This is a genomic window from Cupriavidus respiraculi (genome assembly GCF_914271545.1).
In the GTDB taxonomy this organism is placed as follows: domain Bacteria; phylum Pseudomonadota; class Gammaproteobacteria; order Burkholderiales; family Burkholderiaceae; genus Cupriavidus; species Cupriavidus respiraculi.
Genome location: NZ_CAJZAH010000005.1, coordinates 241772 through 267268, shown reverse-complemented (window position 1 = coordinate 267268; position 25497 = coordinate 241772). Strand labels below are relative to the sequence as shown.

Genomic DNA, 25497 nt, shown 5'->3' with positions numbered 1-25497 from the left:
AATCGGAATGGCGGCGCCGGCAATACGTCGGTGCGGTAGTGCGTGCGCGTCAGACCTTCGGGATGGGCGCCGGCGCGGGCGGCTCCGGTCGAAGCCGGTCGCGTGCCTGCGCGGCGGGCAAAGGGCCCGGCGGCGCGAGCGGCATGAACTTGGGGAATAGCCGGCGATTTTACCACCCTCGCGCGCCGCCGGCAGCGCGGATGGTGTCTCAGCCGGCCGCCGGCAGCGTCGGGTAGCCGGAAAACTCAAGCCTGAAGCCGTCGGCATGCGGGCGCAGCAGCGCCGGCGCGCCCACCGGCAGCGTCAGCTTGCGCGGGCAATGGCCGAACGGCAGGCCGGTCAGCACAGGCACCGGCAGCCGCTCGCGCAGGTACGACACCACCGCGTCCATGTCGTAGCCGTTGTCATAGTCGGTGGTGCGGTAATTCGAGAAATCGCCCAGCACGATGGCGCGCTGGGTATCGAGCACGCCCGCCTGCCACAACTGCAGCAGCATGCGCTCCACCCGGTACGGCGGCTCGTTGACGTCCTCCAGGAACAGGATGCCGCCCTCGACGCGCGGCATGAAGCGCGTGCCGAGCAGGCTGCAGATCATGGCCAGGTTACCGCCCCACAGCGTACCCGACACTTGGGCCGGGAGGGTTTTCCCGCCGGCCTGGGGCGCCGCCACCTCGATGGCATGCGCGTCGTGCCGCAGCACCGTCTCGAAGTGCTCCCACATGAAGGCATCGGCCACCGGCGCGCCGAAGTCGGCCAGCAGCATCGGGCCGGCAAAGCTGACCGCTCCTGTCTGCGCCAGCAGGCCGAGCTGGAACGCCGTGAAATCGCTATGGCCAACGATGACCGTGCCGTTTTCCCGTGCCTGCCGCGCGATGCGGGCGAAGTCGATGCGATCGAGCAGGCGCGCGAGGCCATAGCCGCCGCGCACGGCCAGCGCGAGTTCGCCACGGCCGCCGCTGCCGATGGCATGCAGGTCCGCCAGCCGCTCCTCGTCGGTGCCGGCGAAGCGCAGGTAGCGGCGGGCCAGAACCTCGGGGTTGCCGATCCGGTAGCCGTGCGCGGCCAGCCAGTCCACACCGCGCGCGGCGACCGCGTCATCGTGCGGATAGCCCGATGGCGCGACGAGGCGGACGGTGGTGTGCGGTGCTGCGCTCGGCTCGGTCATGGTTTAGGGCTCGGGTTCGACGTTGGGTCAGCCGGCGTGGCGGGACCGGCTGGCGCGGCCTGCTGCGCCAGCTGCTGCGCTGCCAGCTGGGCGGCCTTCTGCGCCCGGCGCTTCGCGCCGAAGAAATCCTTCAGCATTTGCCCGCACTCGCCGCCCAGCACGCCCCCGGTCACGGTGGTCTGGTGATTGAGCCGCGCCTCGGCGAACAAGTCCACCACGCTGCCCGCCGCCCCGGTCTTGGGATCATGCGCGCCGAACACGACGTGGCGCATGCGCGCGTGCAGGATCGCGCCGCTGCACATGGCGCAGGGCTCCAGCGTGACATACAGCTCGCACTCCGGCATGCGGTAGTTGCCGATGACCTGCGCCGCGGCGCGCAGCGCCTGCATCTCGGCATGGGCGGACGGGTCCACCGAGCGGATCGGCAAATTGTGGCCGCGCGCGATGATGGCGTCGTTCCACACGACGACGGCGCCCACGGGCACCTCGCCCGCGGCTTCGGCCAGCCGCGCTTCCTCCAGCGCCGCGCGCATGAAATGCGCGTCGCGCTCGGCGGCGCCCGGGCCCGTGAACCGCGGCGGCAGCGATGCCTCGCTCATGGGCCCGCGCTCAGTCCTGCGCCGGCAGCGTCGCCGGCGCGGTGACCTCGGCCCAGCAGTTGGGCGTCTCGAACAGCACCAGCCGGGTCAGTTGCAGCTGATGGCCGAAGCAATCCTTGAACACCGGCGCCAGCATGTCGAAGGCGATCTGCGCGAGATTCTCCACGGTCGGGATCGCGTCCAGCACGACGGTCTTGTGGCCGTCCATGCCTTGCAGGAACGCGAGCAGCGCGCTGTCGCCGCGATGGATCAGGAAGGCGTGGTCCCACTGCGAGACCAGATGCTCGTTGGCCAGCGACTTGATGTCCCCGAAGTCCAGGATCATCCCTTCGTCCGACGCGCCCTCGCGCCGCAGCACCTCGCCGGACAGCGTCAGGTCCAGCCGATAGCGGTGGCCGTGGATGTTGCGGCACTGGCCGCCATGGTTCGGGATGCGGTGGCCGGCATCGAATTCGAGCCGGCGCGTGATGGAGACTTGCTTGTTCATGAGTACCGGTGCCTACCGGATGCCGAGCATCTTGTGGGTTTGCAGCGAAAGGCGCCAGCGCGGATGGCGCTGGCAGAAGTCCACGGCGAGCGCGGTATTGTGCCGGGCCAGCGGACCGTCCATGGGCTGCACGAGGAAATAGCGGAAATCAAGCTGCTCGTATGCGGCCAGGTCCTGCCCGTCCTGCGGGATCACGACCTTGAGCTCGTCGCCGCGCGTGACCACCAGGTCCGCGCCCATCTTGGGGCTCACGCAGATCCAGTCGATGCCCTCGGGCACGGCGATGGTGCCATTGGTCTCGATGGCGATCTCGAAGCCGCGCGCGTGCAGCGCGGCGATCAGCGGGGCATCGAGCTGCAGCAGCGGCTCGCCGCCCGTGCACACGACCAGCGGCCGGCCGCCCGCGCCGTCGGGCCATTGCGAGGCGACCATGTCGGCCAGTTCATCCGCGCTCTTGTACTTGCCGCCCAGGGTGCCGTCGGTGCCGACGAAATCGGTGTCGCAGAACTGACAGACCGCGCGGGCGCGATCTTCCTCGCGGCCGGTCCACAGGTTGCAGCCGGCGAAACGGCAGAACACCGCGGCGCGGCCCGCGTTGGCGCCCTCGCCTTGCAGCGTATAGAAAATTTCCTTGACGGCGTAAGTCATGCTTGCGGTCTGAGCGACCTTGAATTCGTGGTGTTGGGGCCGGGTCCGGTGCGAACGCGGACCGTCGTGTCGAATAGGGGCCCCTCGGGGCCCGCCCGTTTGGGTCAGGGCTGAAACGGCGGCCCGCGCTGGAGGATGCGGAACGACGCGGGGACGAAGCGAGCCCGGAAAGGGCCTTCGCCGGGCCTCGGCCAAGCGCGCGAGTATACCAGCCCCGCCTTTTCCGTGCCGGGGCCGCGCCGACGCCTCAGACGGCCTCGGGATAGCCCTTTTCCAGGCTGCTGCCGAGGAAATCGAGAAAGCACGCGATGCGGGCCGACAGCTGCGTATTCAGGTAATAGACCGCGTGGATGGGCTGGCTGACCTCCAGCGTCTCGCGCGGCAGCACCTGCACCAGGTCGCCGCGCCGGCGGTCGGCGCCCGTCATGAAATCCGCCAGGCACACCACGCCCTGCCCGGCGAGCGCGAGCTGCCGCAGCGTCTCGCCGCTGGAGGCCGCCACGTCCGGCACGATCTGCATTTCGTTGCCCGCCTCGTCCCGCAGCGGCCAGCGGTTCAGCGTCTCGGGCTGGGTGAAGCCCAGCAGCGAGTGCTGCGCCAGGTCGGCCACGCGCCGGATGCGGCCGCGCTCCTTCAGATAGGCGGGGCTGGCGAGCACGCGCAGGCGGCTGCTGCACAGCCGCCTCGCGTGCAGCGTGGAGTCGCGCAGCGCGCCGATGCGGATTGCCACGTCCGTGCGGTGTTCCAGCAGGTCGATGATCTGGTCGCTGGTGTTCAGCTCCAGCTCGATCTCGGGAAACTGCCGGCGGAATTCGCCGACCAGCGGCACGATCACATGCAGCATGAAGGGCGACGCGGCGTTGACGCGCAGCTTGCCGGCGGGCTGCTGCCGCCGCAGCGCCATCTGGTCCTCGGCCAGCTCCACCGATTCGAGAATGCCGCGGGCATGGGTCAGCAGCGCCGCGCCCTCCTCGGTAAGCTCCAGCCGCCGGGTGGTCCGGCGCATCAGCGCGGTGCCCAGCTTCTCCTCCAGCCGGGCCAGCGCGCGGCTCACGCCCGAGACCGTCTGCTCCAGTTGCTCGGCGGCGGCCGTGATGGAGCCGCTGTCCACCACGGTGACGAAGGCGAGCAGTTCTTCCAGCGTGATTTTCATGGCGGGGATTATTGACTACCGATCAAGTATTTTTGCCATATTAGCCCATTAATCTGCAAAGGCGGCACCGGCACAATGCGCTCCATTCTGTTATGGAGGCCATCATGCCAATCGCCCTGCTCGCGCTGACCATCAGCGCGTTCGCCATCGGAACGACGGAATTCGTGATCGTCGGACTGATTCCCACCGTCGCCGCCGACCTCGGCATCTCCCTGCCCTCGGCCGGCCTGCTGGTCAGCCTCTATGCGCTGGGCGTCGCCATCGGCGCGCCGCTGCTGACCGCCCTGACCGGCCGCGTGCCGCGCAAGCTGCTGCTGCTGTCCCTGATGGCCGTCTTCACGCTCGGCAACCTGCTGGCGTGGCAGGCGCCCAGCTATGAATCGCTGGTGATGGCGCGCATCCTCACCGGCCTCACGCACGGCGTGTTCTTCTCGATCGGCTCGACCATCGCCACCAGCCTCGTGCCCAAGGACAAGGCCGCGAGCGCCATCGCGATCATGTTTACCGGCCTGACCGTGGCGCTGGTGACCGGCGTGCCGCTGGGCACCTTCATCGGCCAGCATTTCGGCTGGCGCGAGACCTTCCTCGCGGTGTCCGTGCTGGGCGCCATCGCCTTCGTCGGCAGCGCGCTGTTCGTGCCGTCGAGCATCCGCCATACGCCGCCGGCTTCGCTGCTGCAGCAGGCCAAGGTGCTGGCAGAGCCCCGGCTGCTGCTCGTCTACGCCAAGACCGCGGTCGGCTACGGCGGCAGTTTTATCCCGTTCACCTTCCTCGCCCCGATCCTGCAGGACATCTCCGGCTTCAGCGCCAACATGGTGGGCGTGGTGATGCTGGTGTACGGCGTCTCGGTGGCCTTCGGCAATATCTGGGGTGGCAAGCTGGCCGACCGCCTCGGGCCGATCCCCGCGCTGAAGACCGTGTTCCTGCTGCTGGCCGCCGTGCTGTTCGTGCTGACCTTCACCACGCCGCATCCGTGGCTGGTGTTCGCCACCGTGCTGGCCTGGGGCGCCGTCGCCTTCGGCAACGTGCCGGGCCTGCAGGTCTATGTGGTCAAGCAGGCGGAACGCTTCACGCCGCAGGCGGTCGATGTGGCATCGGGCCTGAACATCGCCGCGTTCAACCTCGGCATCGCCGGCGCCGCATGGGCTGGCGGACTGATCGTGACCCATGTGGGCCTGCAGCACACGCCGTGGATCGGCGCGCTGGTGGTGCTGGTCGCCTATGGCCTGACCGCGCTGAGCGGCCGGCTGGACCGCGCCGACGGCATCGAACACAAGGGCGGCACCGCGCTGGCCGCCGGCATGCACTGAAGCAAACGCTGTATCGGCGCGCGGGCCCCGCGTCCCGCGCCGCGCAATTTTTCTCTTTCACCGAACAAGGACCATCATGCATATCCCCGCCATCGGACTCGGCACCTTCCGCCTCAAGGACCAGCAGGTCATCGACTCCGTCACCACCGGCCTCGAACTGGGCTACCGCCATATCGACACCGCGCAGATCTACGGCAACGAGGCCGAGGTCGGCAAGGCCATCGCCGACAGCGGCGTCGCACGCGACTCGCTGTTCGTCACCACCAAGATCTGGACCGAGAACCTGGGCCGCGACAAGCTGATTCCGAGCCTGAAGGAAAGCCTGTCCAAGCTGCGCATGGACCAGGTCGATCTGACGCTGATCCATTGGCCGGCGCCCGGCGATGCGCTGCCTGTCAGCGCCTATATGGAAGCGCTGGCCGAGGCCAAGGCGCAGGGGCTGACCCGGGCCATCGGCGTCTCGAACTTCACCATCGCGCACCTGCGGCAGGCCATCGACGCAGTGGGCGCGGCCGAGATCGCGACGCAGCAGATCGAGATTCACCCCTTCCTGCAGAACCGCAAGCTGGCCGACTTCACGCGCAGCCAGGGCATCCACGTGACCGCCTACATGCCGCTCGCGTACGGCAAGGTGATGCAGGACGCCGAGCTGCAACGGATCGCGCAGGCGCATGGCGTATCGCCGGCGCAGGTATCGCTCGCCTGGCTGCTGCAGCAGGGCTTCGCCATCATCCCGTCGTCCACCAAGCGCTCGAATCTGGAAAGCAATCTGCGCGCGGCGGATGTGGCGCTGTCGGACGCCGACATGCAGGCGATCGCGGCGCTGGACCGCAACGAGCGGCTGGCAAACCCGGACTTCGCGCCGCGCTGGGACTAAGGGCACACCCCTGGGACGGCGTGCGCCCCGCAGGGCTAGCGCAGCCCCAGGTAGTCGCGCTTGCCGATCTGCACACCCTTGTGCCGCAGGATGTCGTAGGCGGTGGTGATGTGGAAATAGAAGTTCGGCAGCGCAAACCCGAGCAGATACGCCTTGCCGTCGAAATACATCGGCTCGGGCGGCACCTTCAGTTCGATCCTGCGGGTTTCGCTGCCTTCCAGCTGCGCGGGCGTGATGGTCTTCAGGAAGGCCACGGTCTTCGCAATCCGCTCCTGCAACTCGGCGAAAGTCGTCTCGGTGTCCGCCATGCCCGGCACCTCGATGCCCGCCAGACGCGCGGCGCAGCCCTTGGCCGAATCGCTGGCGCGCTGGATCTGCGCCGGCAGCGCATCCATGTCGCTGACCAGCCGGGTCTGGATCAGGTCGGCCGGGTCCATGCCCTGCGCCTGCGCGTGCGCCGCGCCCTTTTCCAGGATGGCGGACAGATTGTTCAGCGCGCGAATGAACAGCGGCACGGAGGCTTCGTACATCGAGAGGGACATCGTCTGTGTTCCTTGCGTAAGGGAAATTGCGTGGATCTTGGGGGATGGCGCGGGTGGCGTTGCCCCGGCAGCGCCACCGGCGCCGGCCGTAAGGATAGATCACCCGCGCCGTAGCCGCAGGCCGCTCCTTAGCGCTCGCCGGCTACCGCTCTCCCAGCAGCGGCGAGCGTCCGATCGTGGTGGTGCCGCTCTTGAGCTTGGGCGGCTCGGAGAACCCATCGAAGGCCGCGCCCGGCTGCCAGTCGCCCACCGCGTAGACGCGCTTGTCGCGCAGACCCTGCACGCCTTCGGCCCATGTCATCAGCATGCGCTTGCCAAGCTCCTCGAAGCCCGGATGCGTGCGCATGGCCTCGCGCACCTGGGCGCCGACGTCCGACACCGCATCGCTGATCGCCTCCACCAGCAGCGCCTGCTCGCGCGGCGGGATGCCGAAGGTCGCGGCGATGAAGTTCTGCAGGTTCCTGCCCGGCTTCCAGGTCTTCTTGCCCATGAACTCGATGCCTGGCGGGTTGTGCTGGAAGCCGGCATAGACCGCCGTAGTGAGCATGTCGTAGGCCGGCGCCAGATGGACGTCGGCACGCGTGGTGTACAGCAGCGCCAGGTTCTTGGCGTGGCAGTCCGCGTTGCGCAGCGCGTAGGTCAGCAGCAGGATCGTCGCCATCTGGCGGAAGGTCTGAAGGCGCCGGCTGCCGGGCACATGGTCGCGCACGGCGCGCGCGATGCGCTCCCAAGTGGTTTCGTACTTGGCCGCGGGCCGCAGGCCCAGCAGGGCGCAGAAATCCTCCATGCCCCAGTGCGGCAGCCCGTCCGCGCCGACGTCGAAGCGATGGACCACCAGTGCCTGCCCGTCGTCGGACACCTCGGTCCTGGCGGTGGGCATCACGCGCGCCGCGACCTGCATGCACAGATGCTCGTTGAGCGCGACGAAAGGCAGCCGGCTGCTGGAGCCCTTGACGATGTGCCGCCGCGTGACGACGCTGGCCTTCCTGTGCAGGGTCAGCGGCGGGGCCCCGCCTGCTTCGATCTCCGCGTCGAGAAATTTCGGCACGACGCCTGACACGCCGCTGGTGGCATGCCGGCGCACCAGCTCGGCGAAGGCCGCCTCGGAGTTGTCGCCCTTGAGCAGCGCCGCGACCTCGACCGGATCGGCGGGCTCGTCCAGCGTCGCACCGGGCGCGGCCACCTGCAGCCGCCCGACCATGTTGCGGCCGATCACCGACAGCAGCGCGATCGGGCTGGCGCCGATATGCGGACCGAACTGTTCCTGCAGCACCTGCAGCAGATAGCCCTCCGGCAGGTTCATCTGCAGCACCGGTGGCAACTGGTCGTCCCATACATACGATTCGGTACGCACCGGCATCGTCAGCGAGACGAAGTCGTCGGTGGCCGCATCGGCGTGGTAGGTCAGCACGCTGCGGAAGTCCCCCGCCTGCTCCAGCACCGCGACATCGCGGCCGAGCACATGGACCGACAGTTTCATGCGCGCCCTCCTGCCGCCGTCTCACCGCCGCCGCGTTCGCGGCGCAGCTGGTCCAGCGTGCCGGACTGGCCCTGCGCGGCGAACTCCAGCTCCATGCCCAGCGTGGCCAGCACGGCGAGCAGCTTGCGCGCGCCGAACTCCGCCACCCGCCCGCGCTCGAAGCGCGACAGTGTTTCCGCGGGAATGCCGGCCTGCACGGCGACATCCGCCTGCTTCAGGCCGAGGGCACGGCGCCTTTCGGCCACGGCTTCACCCAATTCGAACAGGGTCTGCATTTGATGTATATGTCAATAAACTGGGATAGACATCGTATTATTGACGTAAATATCAAGCCCGCCAAGAGAAATCAAACAGCCGGCTGCGCACAGCACGATTCTCTACCGATAATTCAATTATCCTTGTATCATCGAACCATGACCGAAGATCGTGCCGTCGCCGCTCTTGCCGCCCTCGCCCATCCCCAGCGCTTGCGGGTATTCCGCGCCCTGGTCGTGGCGGGCCCTGCCGGGCTCCTGCCCAGCGTGCTGGCCGAACAGCTCGGCGTGGCGCGCAATGCCATGTCCTTCCATCTGAAGGAGCTCGCCCGGGCGGAACTCGTCACCATCGAGCAGCAGGGCCGCAACCTGATCTATCGCGCGGCGTTCCCGCAGATGAACGGCCTGCTGGGCTATCTGACCGAGCACTGCTGCGAAGGCAGCGGCTGCGATGCGGCGCTGCCCGCGGACAAACCCGTCTGCATGGCGGTCTGAGTCCTTCTTCCCTACCCGTTCACGACCCACCTTCACGACCTCACCATGAGCGAAATCACGATCTACCACAACCCCGCCTGCGGCACTTCCCGCAACGTGCTGGCGATGATCCGCAATAGCGGCGAAGAGCCGCGGGTCATCGAATACCTGAAGACGCCGCCGGATCGCGCCACGCTGGAAGCGCTGATCGCCTCCATGGGCATTCCCGTGCGCGAGGTGCTGCGCGCCAAGGCGCCGCCTTACGAAGCGCTGGGCCTGGCCGATCCGAAGTGGACCGATGCGCAGCTGATCGACTTCATGCTGGAGCATCCCATCCTGATCAACCGTCCCATCGTGGTCACGCCGCTGGGCACCCGCCTGTGCCGGCCGTCCGAGGCGGTGCTCGACATCCTGCCCCAGCCGCAACGCGGCGAATTCAGCAAGGAAGACGGCGAGCGCGTGATCGATGCCGAGGGCAAGCGTGTCTGAAGCCGTCTCCCAATGGGCCGACGACCTGCCCAATCTCGATACGGCGCTGTTCGCGATGCCTGACAGCGCGCGCCTGTGGCCGCAGCATCGCGCCACGCACGCGCCGCGCTTCCTGCTGCTCTACGGCTCCTTGCGCGAGCGCTCCTACAGCCGGCTGGCGGTGGAGGAATGTGCGCGGCTGCTGCGCGCGCTGGGCGGCGAAACGCGAATCTTCGACCCGGCCGGCCTGCCCCTGGCAGATGGCGCGCCGGAGGACCACCCCAAGGTGCGCGAGCTGCGCGAACTGGCGACGTGGGCCGAGGGCATGGTGTGGTGCTCGCCGGAGCGGCACGGCGCGATGACCGGCATCATGAAGACGCAGATCGACTGGATTCCGCTCTCGGTAGGCGCCGTGCGGCCAACCCAGGGCAAGACGCTGGCGGTGATGCAGGTATCTGGCGGATCGCAGTCGTTCAATGCCGTCAACCAGATGCGCGTGCTGGGGCGCTGGATGCGGATGCTGACCATCCCGAACCAGTCGTCCGTGGCCAAGGCGTATCAGGAATTCGACGAGCACGGCAGGATGAAGCCGTCGCCTTACTACGACCGCATCGTCGACGTGATGGAGGAACTGATGAAGTTCACGCTGCTCACGCGCGACGTATCGCCCTATCTGGTGGACCGCTACAGCGAGCGCAAGGAAAGCGCCGAAGCGTTGAGCCGCCGGATGGCACAGCAGTCGCACTGAGCATCGTCCTGTGGCAAGGGCCCGGCGTGGCGGCGGTATCCGGCCGCCGCCGCGCCGCCGCCGTCACGGATTGCCATTGCCGCCGGACGATCCGTACACCTGTCCGGTGGCGAAGCTCGATTCATGCGAGGCAAGCAGGACATAGATGCCCGCGATCTCGGCCGGCTGGCCGGGCCGCCCCATCGGCGTGTCCCCGCCGAACTGCACCAGCTTCTCCGGCGTCTGCCCGCCGCTGGGCTGCAGCGGCGTCCAGTAAGGACCGGGCGCCACCGCATTGACGCGGATGCCTTTGGTCGCGACCTGCTTGGCCAGCGACTTGGTGAACGCGACGATGGCCGCCTTCGTCTGCGAATAGTCGAGCAGGTGCGCAGGCGGATCGTATGCCGTCACCGACGCGGTGTTGATGATCGAGGCCCCCGGGGTCAGATGCGGCATGGCGGCCTTGGTGATCCAGAACATCGCGTAGACGTTGGTGCGGAACGTGGCGTCGAACTGCGCGGTGGTCAGATCCGTGATGGATTCGACCGCCTGCTGCATGCCGGCGTTGTTGACCAGGATGTCCAGCCCGCCCAGCTGCTGCACTGCCGTGGCGACCATCTTGTTGCAGAACCCCTCGTCGCGGATATCGCCCGGAATGGTCACGGCCTTGCGCCCCGCCGCGCGGATCAGCGCCACGACTTCCTGCGCGTCCGATTCCTCCGCCGGCAGGTAGCCGATGGCCACATCCGCACCTTCCCGCGCATACGCAATCGCCGCCGCGCGCCCGATGCCCGAATCCCCGCCGGTGATCAGCGCCTTGCGGCCCAGCAGCCTGCCGGTGCCCTGGTAGGTGCCTTCGCCATGGTCCGGCCGCGGCTGCATCCGCGATGCGAGCCCGGGCGGCGACTGCGTCTGCCGCGCAAAGGGCGGCTTCGGATACTGGTCCACCGGATTGCGCTTCACGGTCTGGGCCGGGGCGCGCTGCGCACCGGCCGCGGCGCCCGTCTGCGCCCCTGCCGGAACGGCCACCGCCGCCACCAGCCCCGTGGTCACGCCGCCGACGAAGCGGCGCCGGCTAGTCGATGCATGGTCGGAATCGGCCATTGGTATCCCCAAAAGGAAAAAGGGGCGGCAGGCGCCGCCCCGGGCAATGGCTTACTTGTCGTTGCCGACCTTCTTGTTCAGGTCGCGCGCCATCTGCAGGTGATGCTCCAGGTCCGGCACATGCTTGGCGGCGAACGCCTTCACATCGGGGTCCTGCGCGCGCTGCGCCGCCTCCCTGAACTGCTTGAGCGTGGCTTCGTGCGCGGCGACGCCGATGCGGCTGCTGTACATCTTGTCGAACTTCTCGCCATCGAGCACGCTCAGGGCCTTCATCTCGGTCCGCTGCATCACCGAGGGCTCGGTGGGCGGCGTGTAGCCCTTGGTCGAGGCCAGTTGCTTCAGTTCATCGTTGACCTTGGTGTGGTCCTTGATCATCTGCGCTGCGAACGACTTCACGTCTGCGCTGGACGCCTTCTGTTCCGCCAACTTGCTGGCTTCTACCTCGGCCAGGCCCCCCTGGGCCGCGTTTTCGAGGAAGCTGCGGTCGGTGCGGTTCAACTGGCTCGTATCCTTGGCACCGTTGGCCGGCATATTGCTGCCCCCGGTGCTCTTGGGCGCGGTGCCGGTGGTCTGGGCCATCAGGCCGGACGACAGCAGCAGCGAGCAGGCAACGGCGGTGGCGAGGGTTGCGGTACGAATGCGCATGGCATCTCCCTGTTTCAGTGGATGATGCGCAGCATTCTGCAAATTCCGCGCCCGCGCGCCCGGACCGCCCCGGCTCGCGCGAGCGCGGCGATGCCGGCGTCCGTGCGGACCGGCCATCGCGTAATAAGTGCATGGCAGAGTAAAAAGATGCTTGCGTTCGCGTGTCGCCATGATGGCGCCACGAGGGCGCCATCATGGCGATCAGATAGCCTGCCCGCCGGAGACTTCGATCCGCTGCGCGTTGACCCAGCGGTTGTCCTCCGACAGCAGGCTCGCGATCATCGGGCCGATATCGTCCGGCAGGCCGACCCGGCCCAGCGCGGTCATCGCGGCAAACGCGCGGTTCAGCTCGGCGTCGTCGCGTACCGCCCCGCCGCCGAAGTCGGTTTCGATGGCGCCCGGGGCCACGCTATTGACCGCGATGCCGCGCACGCCGAATTCCTTGGCCATGTAGACGCTCAGCACCTCGACCGCGCCCTTGACCGCGGCATAGGCGGCATAGCCGGGATAGGACACACGCGTGAGGCCCGACGACACGTTCACGATGCGGCCGCCGTCCGCGAGCAGCGGCAGCAGCGCCTGCGTCAGGAAGAACACGCCCTTGAAATGAACATTGACCAGGCTGTCGAACTGCGCCTCGGTCGTCTGATCGATCAGCGCGTAGTCGCCGTGGCCGGCGTTGTTGACCAAGTGGTCGAACGTCTCGCGCTGCCAGCCCTCGCGCAGCGCCTGCCGCACGCGCGCGGCGAAAGGGCCGAAACCGGCGACGTCGCCGCTGTCCAGCTGCAGGGCGATGGCCTTGCGGCCCATGGCCTCGATCTCCGCCACGACGGCCGCGGCCTCGTCGGCGCGGCGCTGGTAAGTCAGAATGACGTCGCCGCCGCGGCGGGCGATGCTCAGGGCGGTGTTGCGGCCAAGTCCGCGGCTGGCGCCGGTAACGATAGCGATCTTGCTCATGATGCGGGCTCCTGTCATGGGTGGGTTGGAACAGAGCCGATTATTCCGAGCCAGCGGCTCCGTGTCGTTGCCGAAAACTCGGCCTTGCTTGCCCGATTCTCCGAACGCCACGAACGTTCGCGCAAAACCGATTACGATCGCGCCATGACAGATGCCCTGCTCGATGCCGTTCGCCGCTACGTGCAGACTTATGCCGATCCGAGCGGCCTTGCCCAGACGCCCATCCCGGGCGTGACGACCATCCGCGCCACCGCGCCGAGCGGGCTCGTCCATGCCGTGTCCCGTCCGCTCGTCTGCCTGGTCCTGCAGGGCAGCAAGGAGATTGCCATGGGGACGCAGACATTCGCGTTCCACGCCGGCGATTCGATGCTGATCACGGCGGACGTGCCCACCGTCAGCCAGGTCACGCGGGCCAGCGTGGCCCAGCCCTATCTGTCGCTGGTGGTGGATCTGGACCTGGCGGTGATCGCGGAACTGGCGGCACAGATGCGGACGGCGCCGCCGGCGGACGGCGGTCCGGTGCGGGCCGAACCGACGGAGGCGGAGGTCGCGGACGCCGCGCTGCGCCTGATGCGCCTGCTGGAGCGGCCCGAAGCGGTGCCGGTACTGCATGCGCAGCGGATGCGCGAGCTGCACTACTGGCTGCTGGCCGGCCGGCACGGGCCCGCGATCCGCCGGCTGGGCTGGCCCGATGGACCGGCGCAGCGCATCGCGCGCGCGGTCGCGGTGCTGCGGGCGGATTTCATGCGGCCCTTGCCGGTGGACCGCCTTGCGGCGACCGCCGGCATGAGCGCCTCGTCGTTCCACGAACACTTTCGCGCCATCACGTCGCTCTCGCCGCGGCAGTTCCAGAAGCAGCTGCGCCTGATCGAGGCACGCCGCCTGATGATCGCCGAGGGCGCCACGGCCAGCGGCGCCGCGTTTACCGTGGGGTACGAGAGCGTGTCGCAGTTCACGCGGGAATATCGCCGGATGTTCGGCCTGCCACCGGCCCGGGATACCGATGCGGCCAGGAGCGCCGCCTCGGAACCGGCGCGGCAGGTGGCGGCGCCGTAGGGCGCGGCCTCAGTCCTTATTCCCGGGCTGGCGCTTCAACGGCAGCCGCCACAGCTCGTAACGCTCCTCGCCCGCCTTCACCGCGCCAGCGAAATGCTGGTTCAGGTTGCTGGCCGTGAAGACGAGGCTGCCGTCGGCGGCAATCGCCGGCGTGTCCGGCCAGCGCACGCCCTCGTCGGCGGCGAGCCGCGCCATCGATCCGCTGCGCGGGTCGTACTTCACGATGCCGTTGTGAGTCACGTCGGTGACGTACACGTTGCCGTCGCCGTCCGTCACGATGCCGTCCGTATTGCCGCCGACATCGCCGAGATTCCGGATGGCCGCCGAGATCGCGTCCGCCTTCGCGCCTGCATCGCGCAGCAGCCGGGTCGGCACGGCATGGGCGCGCGTGCCCGTCGTCACCGTCCAGTACAGCGTGCCTCCATCCGGCGACAGGGCGATGCCATTGATGCCAAGCACCAGCGGTTTGCCGGGCCACACCTCGGCGCCGTGCGAAACCACGCTCGCGCCCGGCTCCGGCATCAGCGCCGGATGCTGGTCCAGTACGCGCCGCGCACGCCCCGAAGCGAAGTCCACCACGAGAATGGCCGCCTGGTTCCGTGGCGCGCTGCGCAGGCCGCTGTCCGACACGTAAGCGACGCGGCGGCGCTCGTCGACGACGATGTCGTTCAGGAAGCTGCCCCGCCGGTCGGCGACGCCGTCGAGCCCGAGACGCCTGACGATGCGCCCCGTCCGCAGGTCGTACACCATGATCTTCTGCGCGCCCGCCGGCGCCTCTGTCTCGCCCGCGACGAAGCCCTGGTCCAGCGCCCACAGCCATCCGTTGCGACGGTCGATATGAAAGCCCAGCACATTGCGCAGGTGCGCTTCGGGGGCAGCGCTCACCGAATTGCCCCGCACCGAGGGAAATGCCGTGAGCCGCGCGGGGCCCGAGGTGGCATCGAGATCGAGCACGCTAAGGGTGGCCGGCGCATCGGCCGCGACCAGCCGGGGCGTGCTGACGAACGCCCGGCCCCGTGCATCGAAATGGATGCCGGCGATCGGCGCGTTCACCGAGCCCGCGAAGGGCGCCGGATTTGCGCCGTCGCGCGGCGGCTCCCAGCTGACGCCGGTGTAGCTGCGCCAGCGCTCCAGGGAAAGCTCCTGCGCCGCGTGGGCCCAGGGCGATGCGCTGGCCAAGGCAGCCGCGGCGAGCGTGGCGGCCATGGCCAGGCCGATGCCGGGGGTGGCGCCGTGGACGACGGCCGTCTTGCTCTTTGACTTCAGATCCATGGTTGTTCCTTCAGTGAGGTCAGTGCGAACGCCCTGCGATCGCGGCGTCCATCCCATGCCCGGACTTTATTGCTCACGCCGGCGGAGATAAACTCGGCCCTCGGGAAATCATCTGTTCTTCTGGAGACAAAATGAGCCGTCGGTTCGACTACCTTGGCGATGTGGAAGGCTTCCTGGCCGTGGCCGAAAAAGGCTCGTTCACGGCTGCGGCCGTCGCGCTGTCGACCACACCCTCGGTACTGAGCCGCGCGGTCACGCGGCTGGAGGCCAGGCTGGGAAACCAGCTGCTGCGGCGCACGACCCGCCGCATCGGCCTCACGGATGCCGGCCGTCTCTACGTGGAGCAGGCGCGCGCCGCCTTCACGCTGCTGGACGATGCCGAGCGCGAGGTGCAGGGTCGGGAAGGCGCGCTCACGGGGCGGGTGCGCCTGAGCGTGCCGACGACCTACGGCCACCACCGGCTGCCGCCGCTGCTGGCGCGCTTTACCGCGCAGTACCCGCAGGTCAGGGTCGAGCTCAATATCACCAACCGCAACGTCGACCTGGTGTCCGAAGGGTTCGACCTCGCGATTCGGCTTGGCCACCTGCCGGACAGCGGACTGGTGGCGCGCACACTGGAAGAGGCACCGCTGTGCCTGGTCGCCGCTCCGGCGTACCTTGAACGCGCCGGAACGCCGCGCACGCTGGAAGAGCTGGGGCGCCATGCTTGTGTGCCCTTCGTCATGCCGAGCACCGGCCGTCGCGCGCCATGGGTGTTTCGCGACGGGCAAGGCGATATCGAGTGGATGCCCCCAGCCACCGTCGAGGTGTCCGACGACGTGCTCGGCGTCGTGTCGCTGGCCGAACTGGGCATGGGGATCTGCCAGAGCTACGACTTCATCGTGCGCGACGCCATCGCGCGCGGGCGGCTGGTGGAGTTGCTGCCGCAGCTGCGCGGCCGCACGCGGCCGTTCTCCGTGGTCTATTCCCCGCACCGCCGCCAGTCGGCGGCGGCGCGCGCGATGATCGAGGTGCTTACTGCACGGACGGCGTAGCCGCCGCCTCTACCGCCGCCTCTCCCGCCGCGGCGCCCCGCACCAGCCAGTCGCGCGGCGACATGCCGATCCTCGCGGCAAACGCCCGGGACAGTGCCGACGGGTTCGCATAGCCGAGTTCCTCGGCCAGGATCTTGATCGGGCGCCCCTCCCGCAGCCGGCTCTGCGCCAGCGCCATGCGCCACCCGGTCAGGTAGTCGGCCGGCGTCTGGCCCACCAGTTCGCGGAACGTCGTGGCGAATGCGGTGCGCGACATGCCGGCTTGCGCGGCCATGCGCTCGAGTGTCCATGCCTGGCCCGGCGTGTCGTGCATGGCCACCAGCGCGCGGGCCAGGCGCGGGTCCGACAGGCCGGTGATCAGCCCCGGGCGCACGCCCGCTTCCTGCGGATGATCGAGCAGCCAGCGCAGCAGCTGCAGCACCACCACTTCGAACAGCCGGTCCGCCAGCAGGCGCTGGCCGCAGCGCACGCGCTCGGTTTCCGCGAACAGCAGTTCCAGCGCGGGCCCCAGCCCTTCCACGCGCGCCAGCGGCAGCGCGATCAGCGTCGGCAGTGCGCGGGCCAGCGGGTTGTACGCCCCGCCGTCGAAGCGCAGCCGCGCGCAGGTGAAATCGGACCCGCCGACCGGCGGATTGTGGAAGCGATGGGTAAAGGGCCGCGGGTAGAGCAGCAGCGTCGGTTCGTCGAAGTGCATCACCTCGGGCACATCGCGCGCGACGGGGTGGGTCACCTTCAGCGAGCCGCGTCGCAGGACGTGCAGGTAGCCGTTGCCTTCGCCCGCGTCGAAATGGTCGATGCCGCAGAGCGCCCCAGCGTGATGCAGCTGCGCATGGACGCGGAAGCGTTCGAGGATGCCGGACAGGCGGTCGATGGGCGGCGTGTCACGCATAGAACGAATTGGTATGTTTGGTGTACGAAACGATCCCAATGATACGCCCAGGCCGGGCACACTGCTTCCAACGAATCGGCAAGACAGCACCACAAGCCATGCCGCTTCGCTACCAGTGTTTCCGAACCAAACCCCAATCTCAAGGAGATCGTCATGTCCCGCGTCAGCATCCAGACCGAATCCGCACCCGCGGCCAGCCAGCCCCTGCTGTCCCAGATCCATCAGGCCTTCGGCGCCACGCCCAATATGTTCAAGGCCGTCGCCAACTCGCCCGCCGCCCTGCAAAGCATGTGGGCCGCCTTCGGCGCATTGGGCAGCGGCACCCTGGGCGCGCGGCTCGGCGAGCAGATCGCCGTGGCCATCGCCAACCGCAACCGCTGCGAGTATTGCCTCGCCGCGCACACCGCGCTGGGCCGCAAGGCCGGGGCCTCGTCGGCCGAGATGGCCGATGCCCAGGGCGGCCGCGCCGCGGATCCCCGGACCGCCGCGGCCCTCGCGTTCGCGATCAAGATGGTCGAGCAGCGTGCGCAAGTGACCGACGCCGATATCGCCAGCCTGCGCGAGAACGGCTTCGGCGACGAGCAGATCGTGGAGATCATCGCGCACGTCGCGCTGAACCTCTTCACCAACTACATCAACGTGGCGCTGGACGTGCCCGTCGATTTCCCCAAGGTCGCGCTGAAGTAAGCGGCAAGCCCGATGGCGCCCCGCCCCTCACCGGGGGCGGGGCGCCATCGCGTTCATTCCAGCCGGTCCAGCCAGCCGCCGATCACCTCGCGCGCCGCCCTGGCCAGCACCTCGCCATGCCGCCGCGCGTCCTCGCGCACCGCGCGCGGATCGACTCCGGCTTGCAGCAACTCGCTGCAATGGCCCACCAGCCACCGTTCGATCTGGCTGGCGTCGGCTTCCAGGTGGAACTGCAATCCCAGCACCGCATCGCCCACCGCGTAGGCCTGCTGCGCGCACTGCGCCGTGCTCGCCAGCAACGTGCCGCCGGCGGGCACATCGAAGCGGTCGCCATGCCAGTGCAGCACCGGCACGCCCGCGAGCGGCGCGAGCACCGAGTCGCGGCCCGCCTCGGTCAGCGTCACTTCGCCAAAGCCGATCTCCTTGAACCCCATCGGCGCCACCGGGACCCCCAGCGTCCGCGCGATCAGCTGTGCTCCCAGGCAGATGCCCAGCAGCGGTCGCCCGCTGGCCAGACGCCGCTCGATCAGCCCCAGTTCGGTGCCAAGGAAGGGATAGACGGCCTCGTCGTAGGCGCCGATCGGGCCGCCGAGCGCGACCACCAGATCGGGCGAGTCGATATCGACGGCCGACAGGTCGTCGACGGCCGGGTCCGCATAGCGCACCGCGAAACCGCGCTCGCGCAGCAGTGGCTCCAGCGTGCCGAGGTCTTCGAAATGGATGTGGCGCAAGGCCAGCGCGGTCTTCATGCAATCGCTCCGATCAGGTGGATGACAATGTGGGGCCCGGTTGGCGGCCGAGTCGGGCCTCCGGCCAGTAGTGGTTGTCCGGCACGTCCCGCGCACCGAAGATGGCCTGCCCCACGCGCACGACGGTGGCGCCCTCCTCGATGGCCAGCTCGAAGTCGCCGGACATCCCCATGGAAAGCTCGTCCATCGCAACCCCTTGCGGCGCTTGCTGGCGCAGCCGCTCGCGCAGCTCGCGCAGCCGGACGAAACAGGGCCGCACCAGCGCCGGGTCGGCCGAAAACAGCGCCAGCGTCATCAGCCCGCGCACGCGCAGCGCGGAAAACGCAGGCAATTGGCGCACGAAGCGCGCCACATCGTCCGGCGGCAGCCCGAACTTGCTGGCCTCGTTCGAGGTATTGACCTGCATCAGCACGTCCAGCCCGCGTCCCTCGGCTTGCAGGCGGCGATCGAGCGCCTCGGCCACGCGCAGGCTGTCCAGCGCCTGGAATTCGCTGGCAAAGCGCGCGACCAGCTTCGCCTTGTTGGTCTGCAGATGACCGATGACCGACCAGCGCAGGTCCGCCAGATCGGCCATCGCCGCCGCCTTGCCCTCGGCCTCCTGCACCTTGTTTTCCCCGAGCTCGCGCAGACCCGCTGCGTAGGCGAGGCGGATGCGCGCCTCGGGCACGGTCTTGCTGACCGGCAACAGCCGCACTTCGGCCGGATCCCGGCCCGCGCGCCGGCAGGCGGCCGCAATGCGGTCGCGCACCGCCGCCACGTTGCGACGGAAGTCCTCGACGCTGTGCGCCGCGGGATAATGGGTGGAATGCGGAAGGTCCATGGACAGGTCCTCGGTGCGCTGCTACATTGTCATAGGACAAAGTATATATCGCCATGGGACAAACGGAAATCACCGGCACCACCGCCGCCGATATCTTCGACAGCATCCGCCGGGAGGCGCATGCCGGACGGCTGGCGCCGGGCCAGTCGCTGCCGCCGGTGCGGGAGCTGGCGGAACGGCTGGGCGTCAACCGCAACACCGTGGCCGCCGCATACCGCCGGCTCGTCGCCGCCCACATCGCGCAGACGCTGGGCCGCAATGGCACCGTGATCCGCTCGTCGGCCACCGCCATCGAACAGGAGGGCCTCGCACCGGGGTCGCCGCTGGTCGACCTTGCCGGCGGCAACCCCGACCCGGCGTGGCTGCCGGATCCACTACAGGCGCTGGCGGCACAGGGCTACCAGCCCACGTTGTATGGCGAACCGGTATTCGACGCGGAACTGGAACGGCTCGCGCGGCAATGGCTGGAACCGGACTGCCGCCCCGGCTACCGCCTGACGCTGACCCACGGCGCGGTGGACGCCATCGAGCGGCTGCTCGCGGCGTATCTGGTGCCGGGCGACAAGGTGGCCGTGGAGGACCCGTGCTTCCTGGGCAGCCTCAATATCCTGCGCTGCACGGGTTTGCAGGCGGCGCCGGTGGCAATGGACGCGCGCGGCATGCTGCCCGACGCCCTGGAGGCCGCGCTGGCCGCGGGCGCCCACGCGGTACTGTGCACGCCGCGCGCGCAGAACCCCACCGGTTGCAGCCTGACCGAGAAACGCGCCCGCGAGCTGCGGCGCGTGCTGGTGCGCTATCCGGACGTGCTGGTGATCGAGGACGACCACTTCGCCCTGCTCGCGCAGTCGCCCTACTGGTCCATCGTCCCGCCCACGACCGCGCGCTGGGCACTGGTGCGCTCGGTCTCCAAGGGCTTCGGCCCCGACCTGCGCGCCGCCTTCCTCGCCAGCGACGACGGCACGGCCCAGCGGCTGGCGATGCGGCTCGCGCCGGGCACCAGCTGGGTCAGCCACCTGCTGCAGGCGGCCCTGCGCGGGCTGCTGGGCTCGAAACGCGCCATGGCGCGCATCGGCACGGCGGGCAAGACCTACGCGCAGCGGCGCGACGCGCTGATCGCGGCGCTGCGCGCCGAGGGGCTGACCGCGCTACAGCCCTGCGATGGTTTCAATGTGTGGGTGCCCTTGCCGGCGAATGCGGACGCGGCCCGCGTTGCGCAGGCACTGGCGAGGCTTGGATGGAACGTGCGTACCGGCGATGCGTTCGCGATCGCGTCGGCGGTGCCGGCGCTGAGGATTACCGCGTCGGCGCTGGAGGCGGCTCGGGCGGCTGACTTTGCGAGGCAGTTGAGCGCGTGCCTGCAGTCAGCGTGAGTGGAGGTATTGATAATCCGCCCGCCATCACAGAGGGCGGCTCATTGCGGAGTGCACGACGAAGAACGGCGCGCGGGCGTGAACCGCGAACACTATCCCACGACGGCAGTGAAGTCGATGCCCCGCACCAACCGCGCCCCCAGCCGCTTGTCCTTCAACTGCTTCAGCCACCAATCCAGTCCACGCCCCTGATGGTCGCCGCGCCAAGCCACGAAGAGTTGGTTGGGCTCGCGCGGATCGACCATCTCCTTCTCGATCAACTCGCCGCGCTCGAGTAAGCCGGCGATACGATCGCGCGGTAACCAGCCGACGCCCAGACCCTGGCGCTGGGCCTCGATCTTGGCGCGCATACTTGGTACGGCAAGCGTGGCTTGACCGCTCTGCACGCCATAGCCGCGCACATCCGACCTGCGCGAAGAATCGGCCACGACGATCGATCGGTGTTGAATGACTGCATCCCGGTCCAGCGGCTCCTTCGCCTTGGCCAGCGGATGGCGCGACGATACAGCGAAGACCCAATCCATCACGCCCAGTTCGAACCAGCGCAGCCCGGGAATTACCGGCGGCTCGTTAGTGGCGCCCACCACCAGATCGGCACGGCCTTCGCGCAATGCATCCCAGGTGCCGGTCAGCACCTCCTGGGTAAGGCGGAGGGTAACGCCGGACTTCAGTGCATCGAACGCCTGGATCACCGGCACCAGGGTTTCAAATTCGAGCACTTCATCCGTAACGATCCACAAACGGTCTTCCCAACCACCCGCCACCTGCTTGACTCGCTGCGTCAACCGGGAGACGTCCAGCATGACACGGGCAGCCTCCTGGGCCAGCAGCTGACCCGCTGGCGTGAGCTGCAGCCGGTAGCGGCGTCGGTCGAACAGCAGAGCGTCGAACCGTTCTTCCATCTGCCTCGCGGCATGCGACACCGTGGACGGTGCTTTGCGCAATCGAACTGCGGCACGCGACAGGCTCCCGGTATCCCGGATGGCTTCCAGCAGGGCCAGTTCATCGATGGACAACATGTTCGATTCCTTCGCACGATTTCATCACGAACATGATACGTAAAGCTTCTGACGCTGCGCCATTATTCAGATACAGCAATTCGCTGATTTCGAAGGAGAAACTCATGAACCGCTTTTCCGATAAGACCGTACTCGTCACCGGCGGCAGCAGTGGTATCGGCCTAGCCTCCGCCAAAGCTTTCGCCGCCGAAGGCGCCCGCGTCGTCATTACGGGCCGGGATGCCGCCGCCCTGGCACAAGCTCAGGCCGCGGTGGGCGGCAACGCCATTGGTCTGCGCAACGATGCAGGCAACCTGGCCGATGCCAAGGCGCTGGCCAGTAGGCTTGCCGAACTGGACCTGCGCCTCGATGCCGTTTTCCTCAACGCCGGCGTGGCCAAGTTCGCCGCCTTTGCGGATGTGGACGAACGCCTGTGGGAGCAGATATTCGACACCAACGTCAAGGGCCCCTACTTCCAGCTCCAAGCGCTGCTGCCGCTGCTCAACCCGGGAGCGGCCATCCTGATCAATGGTTCGATCAATGCTCGCATCGGAATGCCGAATTCTTCGGTCTACGCGGCCAGCAAGGCCGCGGTCATCTCGCTAGCCAAGACGCTGTCGGCGGAATTGCTGCCGCGCGGCGTGCGGGTCAACGTGGTCAGCCCAGGGCCGGTCGCCACACCGATCTACGGCAAGTTGGGGCTGGATACGTCTGCGCAGGAGGCCACAGCCGCGCAGATCCAGAGCCAGATCCCGCTCGGGCGCTTCGGCACGGCGGAAGAGATCGCGGCGACGGTGCTGCATCTGACGGCGCCGGAGTCGGCCTACATCGTGGGCTCCGAGATCATTGCCGACGGCGGCATGAGCCAACTTTGACTCAGGCCCTCTGACTCCGGGGAGACGATCGAGAATGCCTCCCTGCGATTCATGCAATTCGCAATGGCTGCCGCGCTGATGGTCGACCAGGCCAGCTGGTGCATTCCAGCCTCGAGGGCCTCATCGTCAGGGGCTCGGGGCATTGGCTGTGATGGAGGAGGCTCCGCAGCAGGCCATGCCTGCGCTCGCCGAATTTCCGAGGCGCTGAGAGATCTGGGCCCATGCCGGCCGAGCGAGGTCGGCATCGACGGTTCTGCTCGCTGCAAGCTGAAGAGAAACGTGACTGTGCGCGGCCGCCCTTCTCTGGATAGCGGCCGAGGATGCGCAAGCCCCGCGGAATCAGCAGGAAGCGCCCGGTGGACGTGTCATGGACGGCTCGATCACTGCGGCGAGACCTTTACCGTCAAGGACGGCAAAGGTCTCAAATGGGGAGCGAGTGTGTCTCAACCGGTCTCGAATTCTTACCGCCAGTGCCACCGTCAACTCGTTTCGCGGGCCGGCGCTAGCCACCGATAGATGCCGTGACGCGTTTTTGCCTGTCGAATCAACGCGTTACGACGATTTCTCGATAACTGGCGATAGTCTTCGAAGGACGTCCACTCACTCCCACTCGATCGTCGCCGGCGGCTTGCCCGACACGTCGTACACCACCCGGTTCAAACCCCGCACCTCGTTGATGATGCGGTTCGACGCGCGGCCCAGCAGCGCGTACGGCAGGTGTGCCCAGTGCGCCGTCATGAAGTCGGTGGTCTGCACGGCGCGCAGCGCGACGACGTAGTCGTAGGTGCGGCCGTCGCCCATTACGCCGACGGACTTGACCGGCAGGAACACGGCGAAGGCCTGGCTGGTCAGGTCGTACCAGCTCTTGCCCACCTGGTCCTCGGTGCACAGGCCCGCGGCGGCGTCCTGCGCCGTGGCGATGGTGCCGCGCAGTTCCTCGATGAAGATCGCGTCGGCGCGGCGCAGCAGCTCGGCGTAGTCGCGCTTGACCTCCCCCAAGATGCGCACGCCGAGACCCGGGCCGGGGAACGGGTGGCGGTAGACCATTTCGGGCGGCAGGCCGAGGGCCACGCCGAGCTCGCGCACTTCGTCCTTGAACAGGTCGCGCAGCGGCTCCAGCAGCTTCAGGCCCAGCGTCTCGGGCAGGCCGCCGACGTTGTGGTGGCTCTTGATCGTGGTGGCCTTCTTGGTCTTGGTGCCGCCGGACTCGACCACGTCGGGGTAGATCGTGCCCTGCGCCAGCCACTTGGCCTGCTTCAGCTTCTTGGCCTCGGCCTGGAAGACCTCGACGAATTCGCGGCCGATGATCTTGCGCTTCTGCTCGGGGTCGGTCACGCCGGCCAGATGGCCGAGGAACTGTTCCGAGGCGTCGATATGGACGACCTTTGCGTGCAGGCGGCCGGCGAACATCTCCATCACCATCTTGCCTTCGTCCAGGCGCAGCAGGCCGTGGTCGACGAAGACGCAGGTGAGCTGGTCGCCGATGGCGCGATGGATCAGCGCCGCGGCGACCGACGAATCGACGCCGCCGGACAGGCCCAGAATGACCTCTTCCTCGCCGACCTGCTCGCGGATGCGGGCCACCGCCTCCTCGATATGGTCGCGCATGACCCAGTCGGGATTGGCACCCGCGATCTGCAGCACGAAGCGCTCCAGCAGCTGGCGGCCTTTGACCGTATGGGTGACTTCGGGGTGGAACTGCACGCCGTAGTAGCCGCGCGCCTCGTCGGCCATGCCGGCGATCGGGCAGCTCGGCGTCGATGCCATCAGCTTGAAGCCGGGCGGCAGCTCGGCGACCTTGTCGCCGTGGCTCATCCAGACCTTGAGCATGCCGTGGCCTTCCGGCGTGGCGAAGTCTTCCAGGTCCTTGAGCAGCGCGGTATGGCCGCGGGCGCGGACCTCGGCGTAGCCGAACTCGCGGTGATCGCTCCACTCGACCTTGCCGCCCAGCTGCACGGCCATGGTCTGCATGCCGTAGCAGATGCCCAGCACCGGCACGCCCAGGTCCCATACCGCCTGCGGCGCGCGCAGCTGGTGGTCTTCATAGGTGCTGGCGTGGCTGCCCGAGAGGATGATGCCCTTCGGGTTGAACTCGCGCACGAACGCGTCCGACACATCGTTCGGATGGATCTCGCAATAGACGTGGGCTTCGCGAACGCGGCGGGCGATCAGCTGGGTGACCTGCGAGCCGAAATCAAGGATAAGGATTTTGTCGTGCATGATGGGCGGGTGGCGTATCGACCGGATCGGGCTCGGTCACCACTTCCGTGCCGGGACCATAGCCGGGCGGCGGCGTGACGACCGGCTCGCGCCGGAATTCTGGGGCCTGGTACGGACGGCCGGCGGGCGTCGCCGGCACCGGGCCAATATCGTGGGTCTTGTCGTTCTGTCGGGCTTTACGTTGTTCGCGCTCGCGGATGCGGATGGTCTTGGCCGTGGGCAGCAGCATCAGCGCGAAGATGCCCAGCATGGCCGCCAGCAGCCACAGCCAGATCTTTCCCGCGCCCTGCACCGGCAGGTCCAGGAACACCAGCCATGCCGCGACGACCATCGCGCTGACCACGTTGACCTGGCCCATGGTGCGCCCGACGGCGGCGGCCAGCTCGCCGTGGACCGTGGCCTGCCATGACAGCAGCGCCATGCCCACCAGCGCCACGCCGAGCAACTGGCCATACATGGCCGGCTGCGGCTGGGGCAGCTGCAGCGCGCTGTACAGCGTGGCGAACGGCGCGACCAGCAGCAGCAGGCCGGCCATCAGGTAGAGCAAGGCGTTGAAGAACAGCACGGTTCTCAGCAGGACCTTCATCGCATCTCCTCGAACGTGGCTGTCGCTTCCTGCCCTGCAATGCGACAGGCC

Annotated in this window: 28 protein-coding genes; 10 read left to right on the top strand and 18 right to left on the bottom strand. The window is 68.2% G+C overall.

What is annotated here, in order from left to right; translation table 11 throughout:
* Positions 1-208: 208 nt before the first annotated feature.
* The 5 genes from ldcA to LDO27_RS21045 all read right to left on the bottom strand — a co-directional run bounded on the left by ldcA (position 209) and on the right by LDO27_RS21045 (position 4052).
* Positions 209-1165 (bottom strand): muramoyltetrapeptide carboxypeptidase, encoded by a 957-nt coding sequence (gene ldcA / locus LDO27_RS21065; RefSeq protein ID WP_224043826.1) that lies wholly within the window; start codon positions 1163-1165, stop codon positions 209-211.
* Complete coding sequence (gene tadA, locus LDO27_RS21060; RefSeq protein ID WP_222203321.1) at positions 1162-1764, bottom strand: tRNA adenosine(34) deaminase TadA; 603 nt, start codon at positions 1762-1764, stop codon at positions 1162-1164. The genes ldcA and tadA overlap by 4 nt, the downstream gene beginning before the upstream one ends.
* Positions 1765-1774: 10 nt before the next feature.
* Complete coding sequence (gene queD / locus LDO27_RS21055) at positions 1775-2251, bottom strand: 6-carboxytetrahydropterin synthase QueD (RefSeq protein ID WP_224043824.1); 477 nt, start codon at positions 2249-2251, stop codon at positions 1775-1777.
* A 12-nt stretch (positions 2252-2263) separates the two neighbouring features.
* Positions 2264-2899, bottom strand: a complete 636-nt coding sequence (gene queE / locus LDO27_RS21050; RefSeq protein ID WP_222203323.1) for a 7-carboxy-7-deazaguanine synthase — start codon at positions 2897-2899, stop codon at positions 2264-2266.
* Positions 2900-3146: 247 nt separating this feature from the next.
* A complete protein-coding gene (locus LDO27_RS21045; RefSeq protein WP_224043822.1) occupies positions 3147-4052 on the bottom strand; it encodes a LysR family transcriptional regulator in 906 nt (301 codons plus the stop codon).
* A gap of 104 nt (positions 4053-4156) precedes the next feature.
* On the opposite strand from LDO27_RS21045, the gene LDO27_RS21040 reads away from it, so the two are divergent.
* Positions 4157-5362, top strand: a complete 1206-nt coding sequence (locus tag LDO27_RS21040; RefSeq protein ID WP_224043819.1) for an MFS transporter — start codon at positions 4157-4159, stop codon at positions 5360-5362.
* Between the two features lie 76 nt (positions 5363-5438).
* Positions 5439-6239: a 2,5-didehydrogluconate reductase DkgB gene (gene dkgB, locus LDO27_RS21035; RefSeq protein WP_224043818.1), complete on the top strand. Its 801-nt coding sequence runs from the start codon at positions 5439-5441 to the stop codon at positions 6237-6239.
* A 35-nt stretch (positions 6240-6274) separates the two neighbouring features.
* Here dkgB and LDO27_RS21030 read toward each other — a convergent pair whose 3' ends face one another.
* The 3 genes from LDO27_RS21030 to LDO27_RS21020 form a co-directional block, all read right to left on the bottom strand.
* Positions 6275-6781: a DUF1993 domain-containing protein gene (locus LDO27_RS21030; protein WP_224043817.1), complete on the bottom strand. Its 507-nt coding sequence runs from the start codon at positions 6779-6781 to the stop codon at positions 6275-6277.
* 142 nt (positions 6782-6923) lie between these two features.
* Positions 6924-8261, bottom strand: coding sequence for a type II toxin-antitoxin system HipA family toxin (locus LDO27_RS21025; RefSeq protein WP_224043815.1), 1338 nt, complete (start codon positions 8259-8261; stop codon positions 6924-6926).
* Positions 8258-8536, bottom strand: coding sequence for a helix-turn-helix domain-containing protein (locus LDO27_RS21020; RefSeq protein WP_224043813.1), 279 nt, complete (start codon positions 8534-8536; stop codon positions 8258-8260). The genes LDO27_RS21025 and LDO27_RS21020 overlap by 4 nt, the downstream gene beginning before the upstream one ends.
* 138 nt (positions 8537-8674) lie before the next feature.
* Between LDO27_RS21020 and LDO27_RS21015 the strand changes: the two genes are divergently transcribed.
* The 3 genes from LDO27_RS21015 to arsH are packed head-to-tail and all read left to right on the top strand — an operon-like array spanning position 8675 to position 10205.
* Positions 8675-9010 carry an ArsR/SmtB family transcription factor gene (locus LDO27_RS21015; protein WP_222203335.1) on the top strand — a complete coding sequence of 112 codons (336 nt, stop codon included), beginning with the start codon at positions 8675-8677 and terminating at the stop codon, positions 9008-9010.
* 45 nt (positions 9011-9055) lie between these two features.
* Complete coding sequence (gene arsC / locus LDO27_RS21010; protein ID WP_224043811.1) at positions 9056-9478, top strand: arsenate reductase (glutaredoxin); 423 nt, start codon at positions 9056-9058, stop codon at positions 9476-9478.
* Complete coding sequence (arsH, locus tag LDO27_RS21005; RefSeq protein WP_222203337.1) at positions 9456-10205, top strand: arsenical resistance protein ArsH; 750 nt, start codon at positions 9456-9458, stop codon at positions 10203-10205. The genes arsC and arsH overlap by 23 nt, the downstream gene beginning before the upstream one ends.
* Before the next feature lie 63 nt (positions 10206-10268).
* Here the strand turns inward: arsH and LDO27_RS21000 are convergent, their stop codons facing one another.
* From LDO27_RS21000 to LDO27_RS20990, 3 genes are all read right to left on the bottom strand, one after another.
* Entirely contained in the window at positions 10269-11288 is a 1020-nt protein-coding gene (locus LDO27_RS21000; RefSeq protein WP_224043810.1) for an SDR family oxidoreductase, read from the bottom strand.
* A gap of 51 nt (positions 11289-11339) precedes the next feature.
* Entirely contained in the window at positions 11340-11933 is a 594-nt protein-coding gene (locus tag LDO27_RS20995) for a DUF4142 domain-containing protein (protein ID WP_224043808.1), read from the bottom strand.
* 201 nt (positions 11934-12134) lie between these two features.
* Positions 12135-12890, bottom strand: coding sequence for an SDR family NAD(P)-dependent oxidoreductase (locus LDO27_RS20990; protein ID WP_224043806.1), 756 nt, complete (start codon positions 12888-12890; stop codon positions 12135-12137).
* Positions 12891-13034: 144 nt separating this feature from the next.
* On the opposite strand from LDO27_RS20990, the gene LDO27_RS20985 reads away from it, so the two are divergent.
* Entirely contained in the window at positions 13035-13946 is a 912-nt protein-coding gene (locus tag LDO27_RS20985) for an AraC family transcriptional regulator (RefSeq protein WP_224043804.1), read from the top strand.
* Positions 13947-13955: 9 nt separating this feature from the next.
* Here LDO27_RS20985 and LDO27_RS20980 read toward each other — a convergent pair whose 3' ends face one another.
* The gene (locus tag LDO27_RS20980; protein WP_224043847.1) at positions 13956-15152 is read right to left on the bottom strand and encodes a major royal jelly family protein; all 1197 of its coding nucleotides are present in this window, start codon (positions 15150-15152) and stop codon (positions 13956-13958) included.
* A gap of 197 nt (positions 15153-15349) precedes the next feature.
* On the opposite strand from LDO27_RS20980, the gene LDO27_RS20975 reads away from it, so the two are divergent.
* Positions 15350-16252: a LysR family transcriptional regulator gene (locus LDO27_RS20975; protein WP_224043803.1), complete on the top strand. Its 903-nt coding sequence runs from the start codon at positions 15350-15352 to the stop codon at positions 16250-16252.
* On the opposite strand, the gene LDO27_RS20970 is transcribed toward LDO27_RS20975, so the two are convergent.
* Positions 16233-17141, bottom strand: a complete 909-nt coding sequence (locus LDO27_RS20970) for an AraC family transcriptional regulator (protein WP_224043801.1) — start codon at positions 17139-17141, stop codon at positions 16233-16235. The genes LDO27_RS20975 and LDO27_RS20970 overlap by 20 nt on opposite strands.
* Positions 17142-17294: 153 nt before the next feature.
* Here LDO27_RS20970 and LDO27_RS20965 point away from each other — a divergent pair, with 153 nt between their 5' ends.
* A complete protein-coding gene (locus tag LDO27_RS20965) occupies positions 17295-17828 on the top strand; it encodes a carboxymuconolactone decarboxylase family protein (RefSeq protein WP_224043799.1) in 534 nt (177 codons plus the stop codon).
* 53 nt (positions 17829-17881) lie between these two features.
* Here LDO27_RS20965 and LDO27_RS20960 read toward each other — a convergent pair whose 3' ends face one another.
* Both LDO27_RS20960 and LDO27_RS20955 read right to left on the bottom strand, forming a co-directional pair.
* Complete coding sequence (locus tag LDO27_RS20960) at positions 17882-18577, bottom strand: glutamine amidotransferase (protein ID WP_224043798.1); 696 nt, start codon at positions 18575-18577, stop codon at positions 17882-17884.
* Between the two features lie 13 nt (positions 18578-18590).
* The gene (locus tag LDO27_RS20955) at positions 18591-19397 is read right to left on the bottom strand and encodes a YggS family pyridoxal phosphate-dependent enzyme (RefSeq protein WP_224043796.1); all 807 of its coding nucleotides are present in this window, start codon (positions 19395-19397) and stop codon (positions 18591-18593) included.
* Between the two features lie 53 nt (positions 19398-19450).
* On the opposite strand from LDO27_RS20955, the gene ptsJ reads away from it, so the two are divergent.
* Positions 19451-20767: a MocR-like B6 salvage transcription factor PtsJ gene (gene ptsJ, locus LDO27_RS20950; RefSeq protein ID WP_224043794.1), complete on the top strand. Its 1317-nt coding sequence runs from the start codon at positions 19451-19453 to the stop codon at positions 20765-20767.
* A 92-nt stretch (positions 20768-20859) separates the two neighbouring features.
* Here the strand turns inward: ptsJ and LDO27_RS20945 are convergent, their stop codons facing one another.
* The gene (locus tag LDO27_RS20945; RefSeq protein ID WP_224043793.1) at positions 20860-21786 is read right to left on the bottom strand and encodes a LysR substrate-binding domain-containing protein; all 927 of its coding nucleotides are present in this window, start codon (positions 21784-21786) and stop codon (positions 20860-20862) included.
* Positions 21787-21890: 104 nt separating this feature from the next.
* Here LDO27_RS20945 and LDO27_RS20940 point away from each other — a divergent pair, with 104 nt between their 5' ends.
* A complete protein-coding gene (locus LDO27_RS20940) occupies positions 21891-22640 on the top strand; it encodes an SDR family oxidoreductase (RefSeq protein ID WP_224043792.1) in 750 nt (249 codons plus the stop codon).
* Between the two features lie 600 nt (positions 22641-23240).
* Here the strand turns inward: LDO27_RS20940 and guaA are convergent.
* Both guaA and LDO27_RS20930 read right to left on the bottom strand, forming a co-directional pair.
* On the bottom strand, positions 23241-24860 hold the full coding sequence (gene guaA / locus LDO27_RS20935; RefSeq protein WP_224043791.1) for a glutamine-hydrolyzing GMP synthase: 1620 nt from the start codon (positions 24858-24860) through the stop codon (positions 23241-23243).
* On the bottom strand, positions 24835-25446 hold the full coding sequence (locus tag LDO27_RS20930) for a hypothetical protein (RefSeq protein ID WP_224043790.1): 612 nt from the start codon (positions 25444-25446) through the stop codon (positions 24835-24837). Before LDO27_RS20930 ends, guaA begins: the two co-directional genes overlap by 26 nt.
* Positions 25447-25497: the final 51 nt, after the last annotated feature.

What these genes read in the sequence shown, in the direction of transcription:
- LDO27_RS20930 (WP_224043790.1), bottom strand. Translation starts at nt 25,446, where the DNA reads ATGAAGGTCCTGCTGAGAACCGTGCTGTTCTTCAACGCCTTGCTCTAC.
- queE (WP_222203323.1), bottom strand. Translation starts at nt 2,899, where the DNA reads ATGACTTACGCCGTCAAGGAAATTTTCTATACGCTGCAAGGCGAGGGC.
- LDO27_RS21030 (WP_224043817.1), bottom strand. Translation starts at nt 6,781, where the DNA reads ATGTCCCTCTCGATGTACGAAGCCTCCGTGCCGCTGTTCATTCGCGCG.
- LDO27_RS20995 (WP_224043808.1), bottom strand. Translation starts at nt 11,933, where the DNA reads ATGCGCATTCGTACCGCAACCCTCGCCACCGCCGTTGCCTGCTCGCTG.
- LDO27_RS21025 (WP_224043815.1), bottom strand. Translation starts at nt 8,261, where the DNA reads ATGAAACTGTCGGTCCATGTGCTCGGCCGCGATGTCGCGGTGCTGGAG.
- arsH (WP_222203337.1), top strand. Translation starts at nt 9,456, where the DNA reads ATGCCGAGGGCAAGCGTGTCTGAAGCCGTCTCCCAATGGGCCGACGAC.
- LDO27_RS20955 (WP_224043796.1), bottom strand. Translation starts at nt 19,397, where the DNA reads ATGGACCTTCCGCATTCCACCCATTATCCCGCGGCGCACAGCGTCGAG.
- LDO27_RS21020 (WP_224043813.1), bottom strand. Translation starts at nt 8,536, where the DNA reads ATGCAGACCCTGTTCGAATTGGGTGAAGCCGTGGCCGAAAGGCGCCGT.
- ptsJ (WP_224043794.1), top strand. Translation starts at nt 19,451, where the DNA reads ATGGGACAAACGGAAATCACCGGCACCACCGCCGCCGATATCTTCGAC.
- LDO27_RS20975 (WP_224043803.1), top strand. Translation starts at nt 15,350, where the DNA reads ATGAGCCGTCGGTTCGACTACCTTGGCGATGTGGAAGGCTTCCTGGCC.
- tadA (WP_222203321.1), bottom strand. Translation starts at nt 1,764, where the DNA reads ATGAGCGAGGCATCGCTGCCGCCGCGGTTCACGGGCCCGGGCGCCGCC.
- LDO27_RS20970 (WP_224043801.1), bottom strand. Translation starts at nt 17,141, where the DNA reads ATGCGTGACACGCCGCCCATCGACCGCCTGTCCGGCATCCTCGAACGC.
- LDO27_RS20960 (WP_224043798.1), bottom strand. Translation starts at nt 18,577, where the DNA reads ATGAAGACCGCGCTGGCCTTGCGCCACATCCATTTCGAAGACCTCGGC.
- LDO27_RS21045 (WP_224043822.1), bottom strand. Translation starts at nt 4,052, where the DNA reads ATGAAAATCACGCTGGAAGAACTGCTCGCCTTCGTCACCGTGGTGGAC.
- LDO27_RS20985 (WP_224043804.1), top strand. Translation starts at nt 13,035, where the DNA reads ATGACAGATGCCCTGCTCGATGCCGTTCGCCGCTACGTGCAGACTTAT.
- LDO27_RS21000 (WP_224043810.1), bottom strand. Translation starts at nt 11,288, where the DNA reads ATGGCCGATTCCGACCATGCATCGACTAGCCGGCGCCGCTTCGTCGGC.
- LDO27_RS21040 (WP_224043819.1), top strand. Translation starts at nt 4,157, where the DNA reads ATGCCAATCGCCCTGCTCGCGCTGACCATCAGCGCGTTCGCCATCGGA.
- guaA (WP_224043791.1), bottom strand. Translation starts at nt 24,860, where the DNA reads ATGCACGACAAAATCCTTATCCTTGATTTCGGCTCGCAGGTCACCCAG.
- LDO27_RS20940 (WP_224043792.1), top strand. Translation starts at nt 21,891, where the DNA reads ATGAACCGCTTTTCCGATAAGACCGTACTCGTCACCGGCGGCAGCAGT.
- LDO27_RS20965 (WP_224043799.1), top strand. Translation starts at nt 17,295, where the DNA reads ATGTCCCGCGTCAGCATCCAGACCGAATCCGCACCCGCGGCCAGCCAG.
- ldcA (WP_224043826.1), bottom strand. Translation starts at nt 1,165, where the DNA reads ATGACCGAGCCGAGCGCAGCACCGCACACCACCGTCCGCCTCGTCGCG.
- queD (WP_224043824.1), bottom strand. Translation starts at nt 2,251, where the DNA reads ATGAACAAGCAAGTCTCCATCACGCGCCGGCTCGAATTCGATGCCGGC.
- LDO27_RS20945 (WP_224043793.1), bottom strand. Translation starts at nt 21,786, where the DNA reads ATGTTGTCCATCGATGAACTGGCCCTGCTGGAAGCCATCCGGGATACC.
- arsC (WP_224043811.1), top strand. Translation starts at nt 9,056, where the DNA reads ATGAGCGAAATCACGATCTACCACAACCCCGCCTGCGGCACTTCCCGC.
- dkgB (WP_224043818.1), top strand. Translation starts at nt 5,439, where the DNA reads ATGCATATCCCCGCCATCGGACTCGGCACCTTCCGCCTCAAGGACCAG.
- LDO27_RS20980 (WP_224043847.1), bottom strand. Translation starts at nt 15,152, where the DNA reads ATGGCCGCCACGCTCGCCGCGGCTGCCTTGGCCAGCGCATCGCCCTGG.
- LDO27_RS21015 (WP_222203335.1), top strand. Translation starts at nt 8,675, where the DNA reads ATGACCGAAGATCGTGCCGTCGCCGCTCTTGCCGCCCTCGCCCATCCC.
- LDO27_RS20990 (WP_224043806.1), bottom strand. Translation starts at nt 12,890, where the DNA reads ATGAGCAAGATCGCTATCGTTACCGGCGCCAGCCGCGGACTTGGCCGC.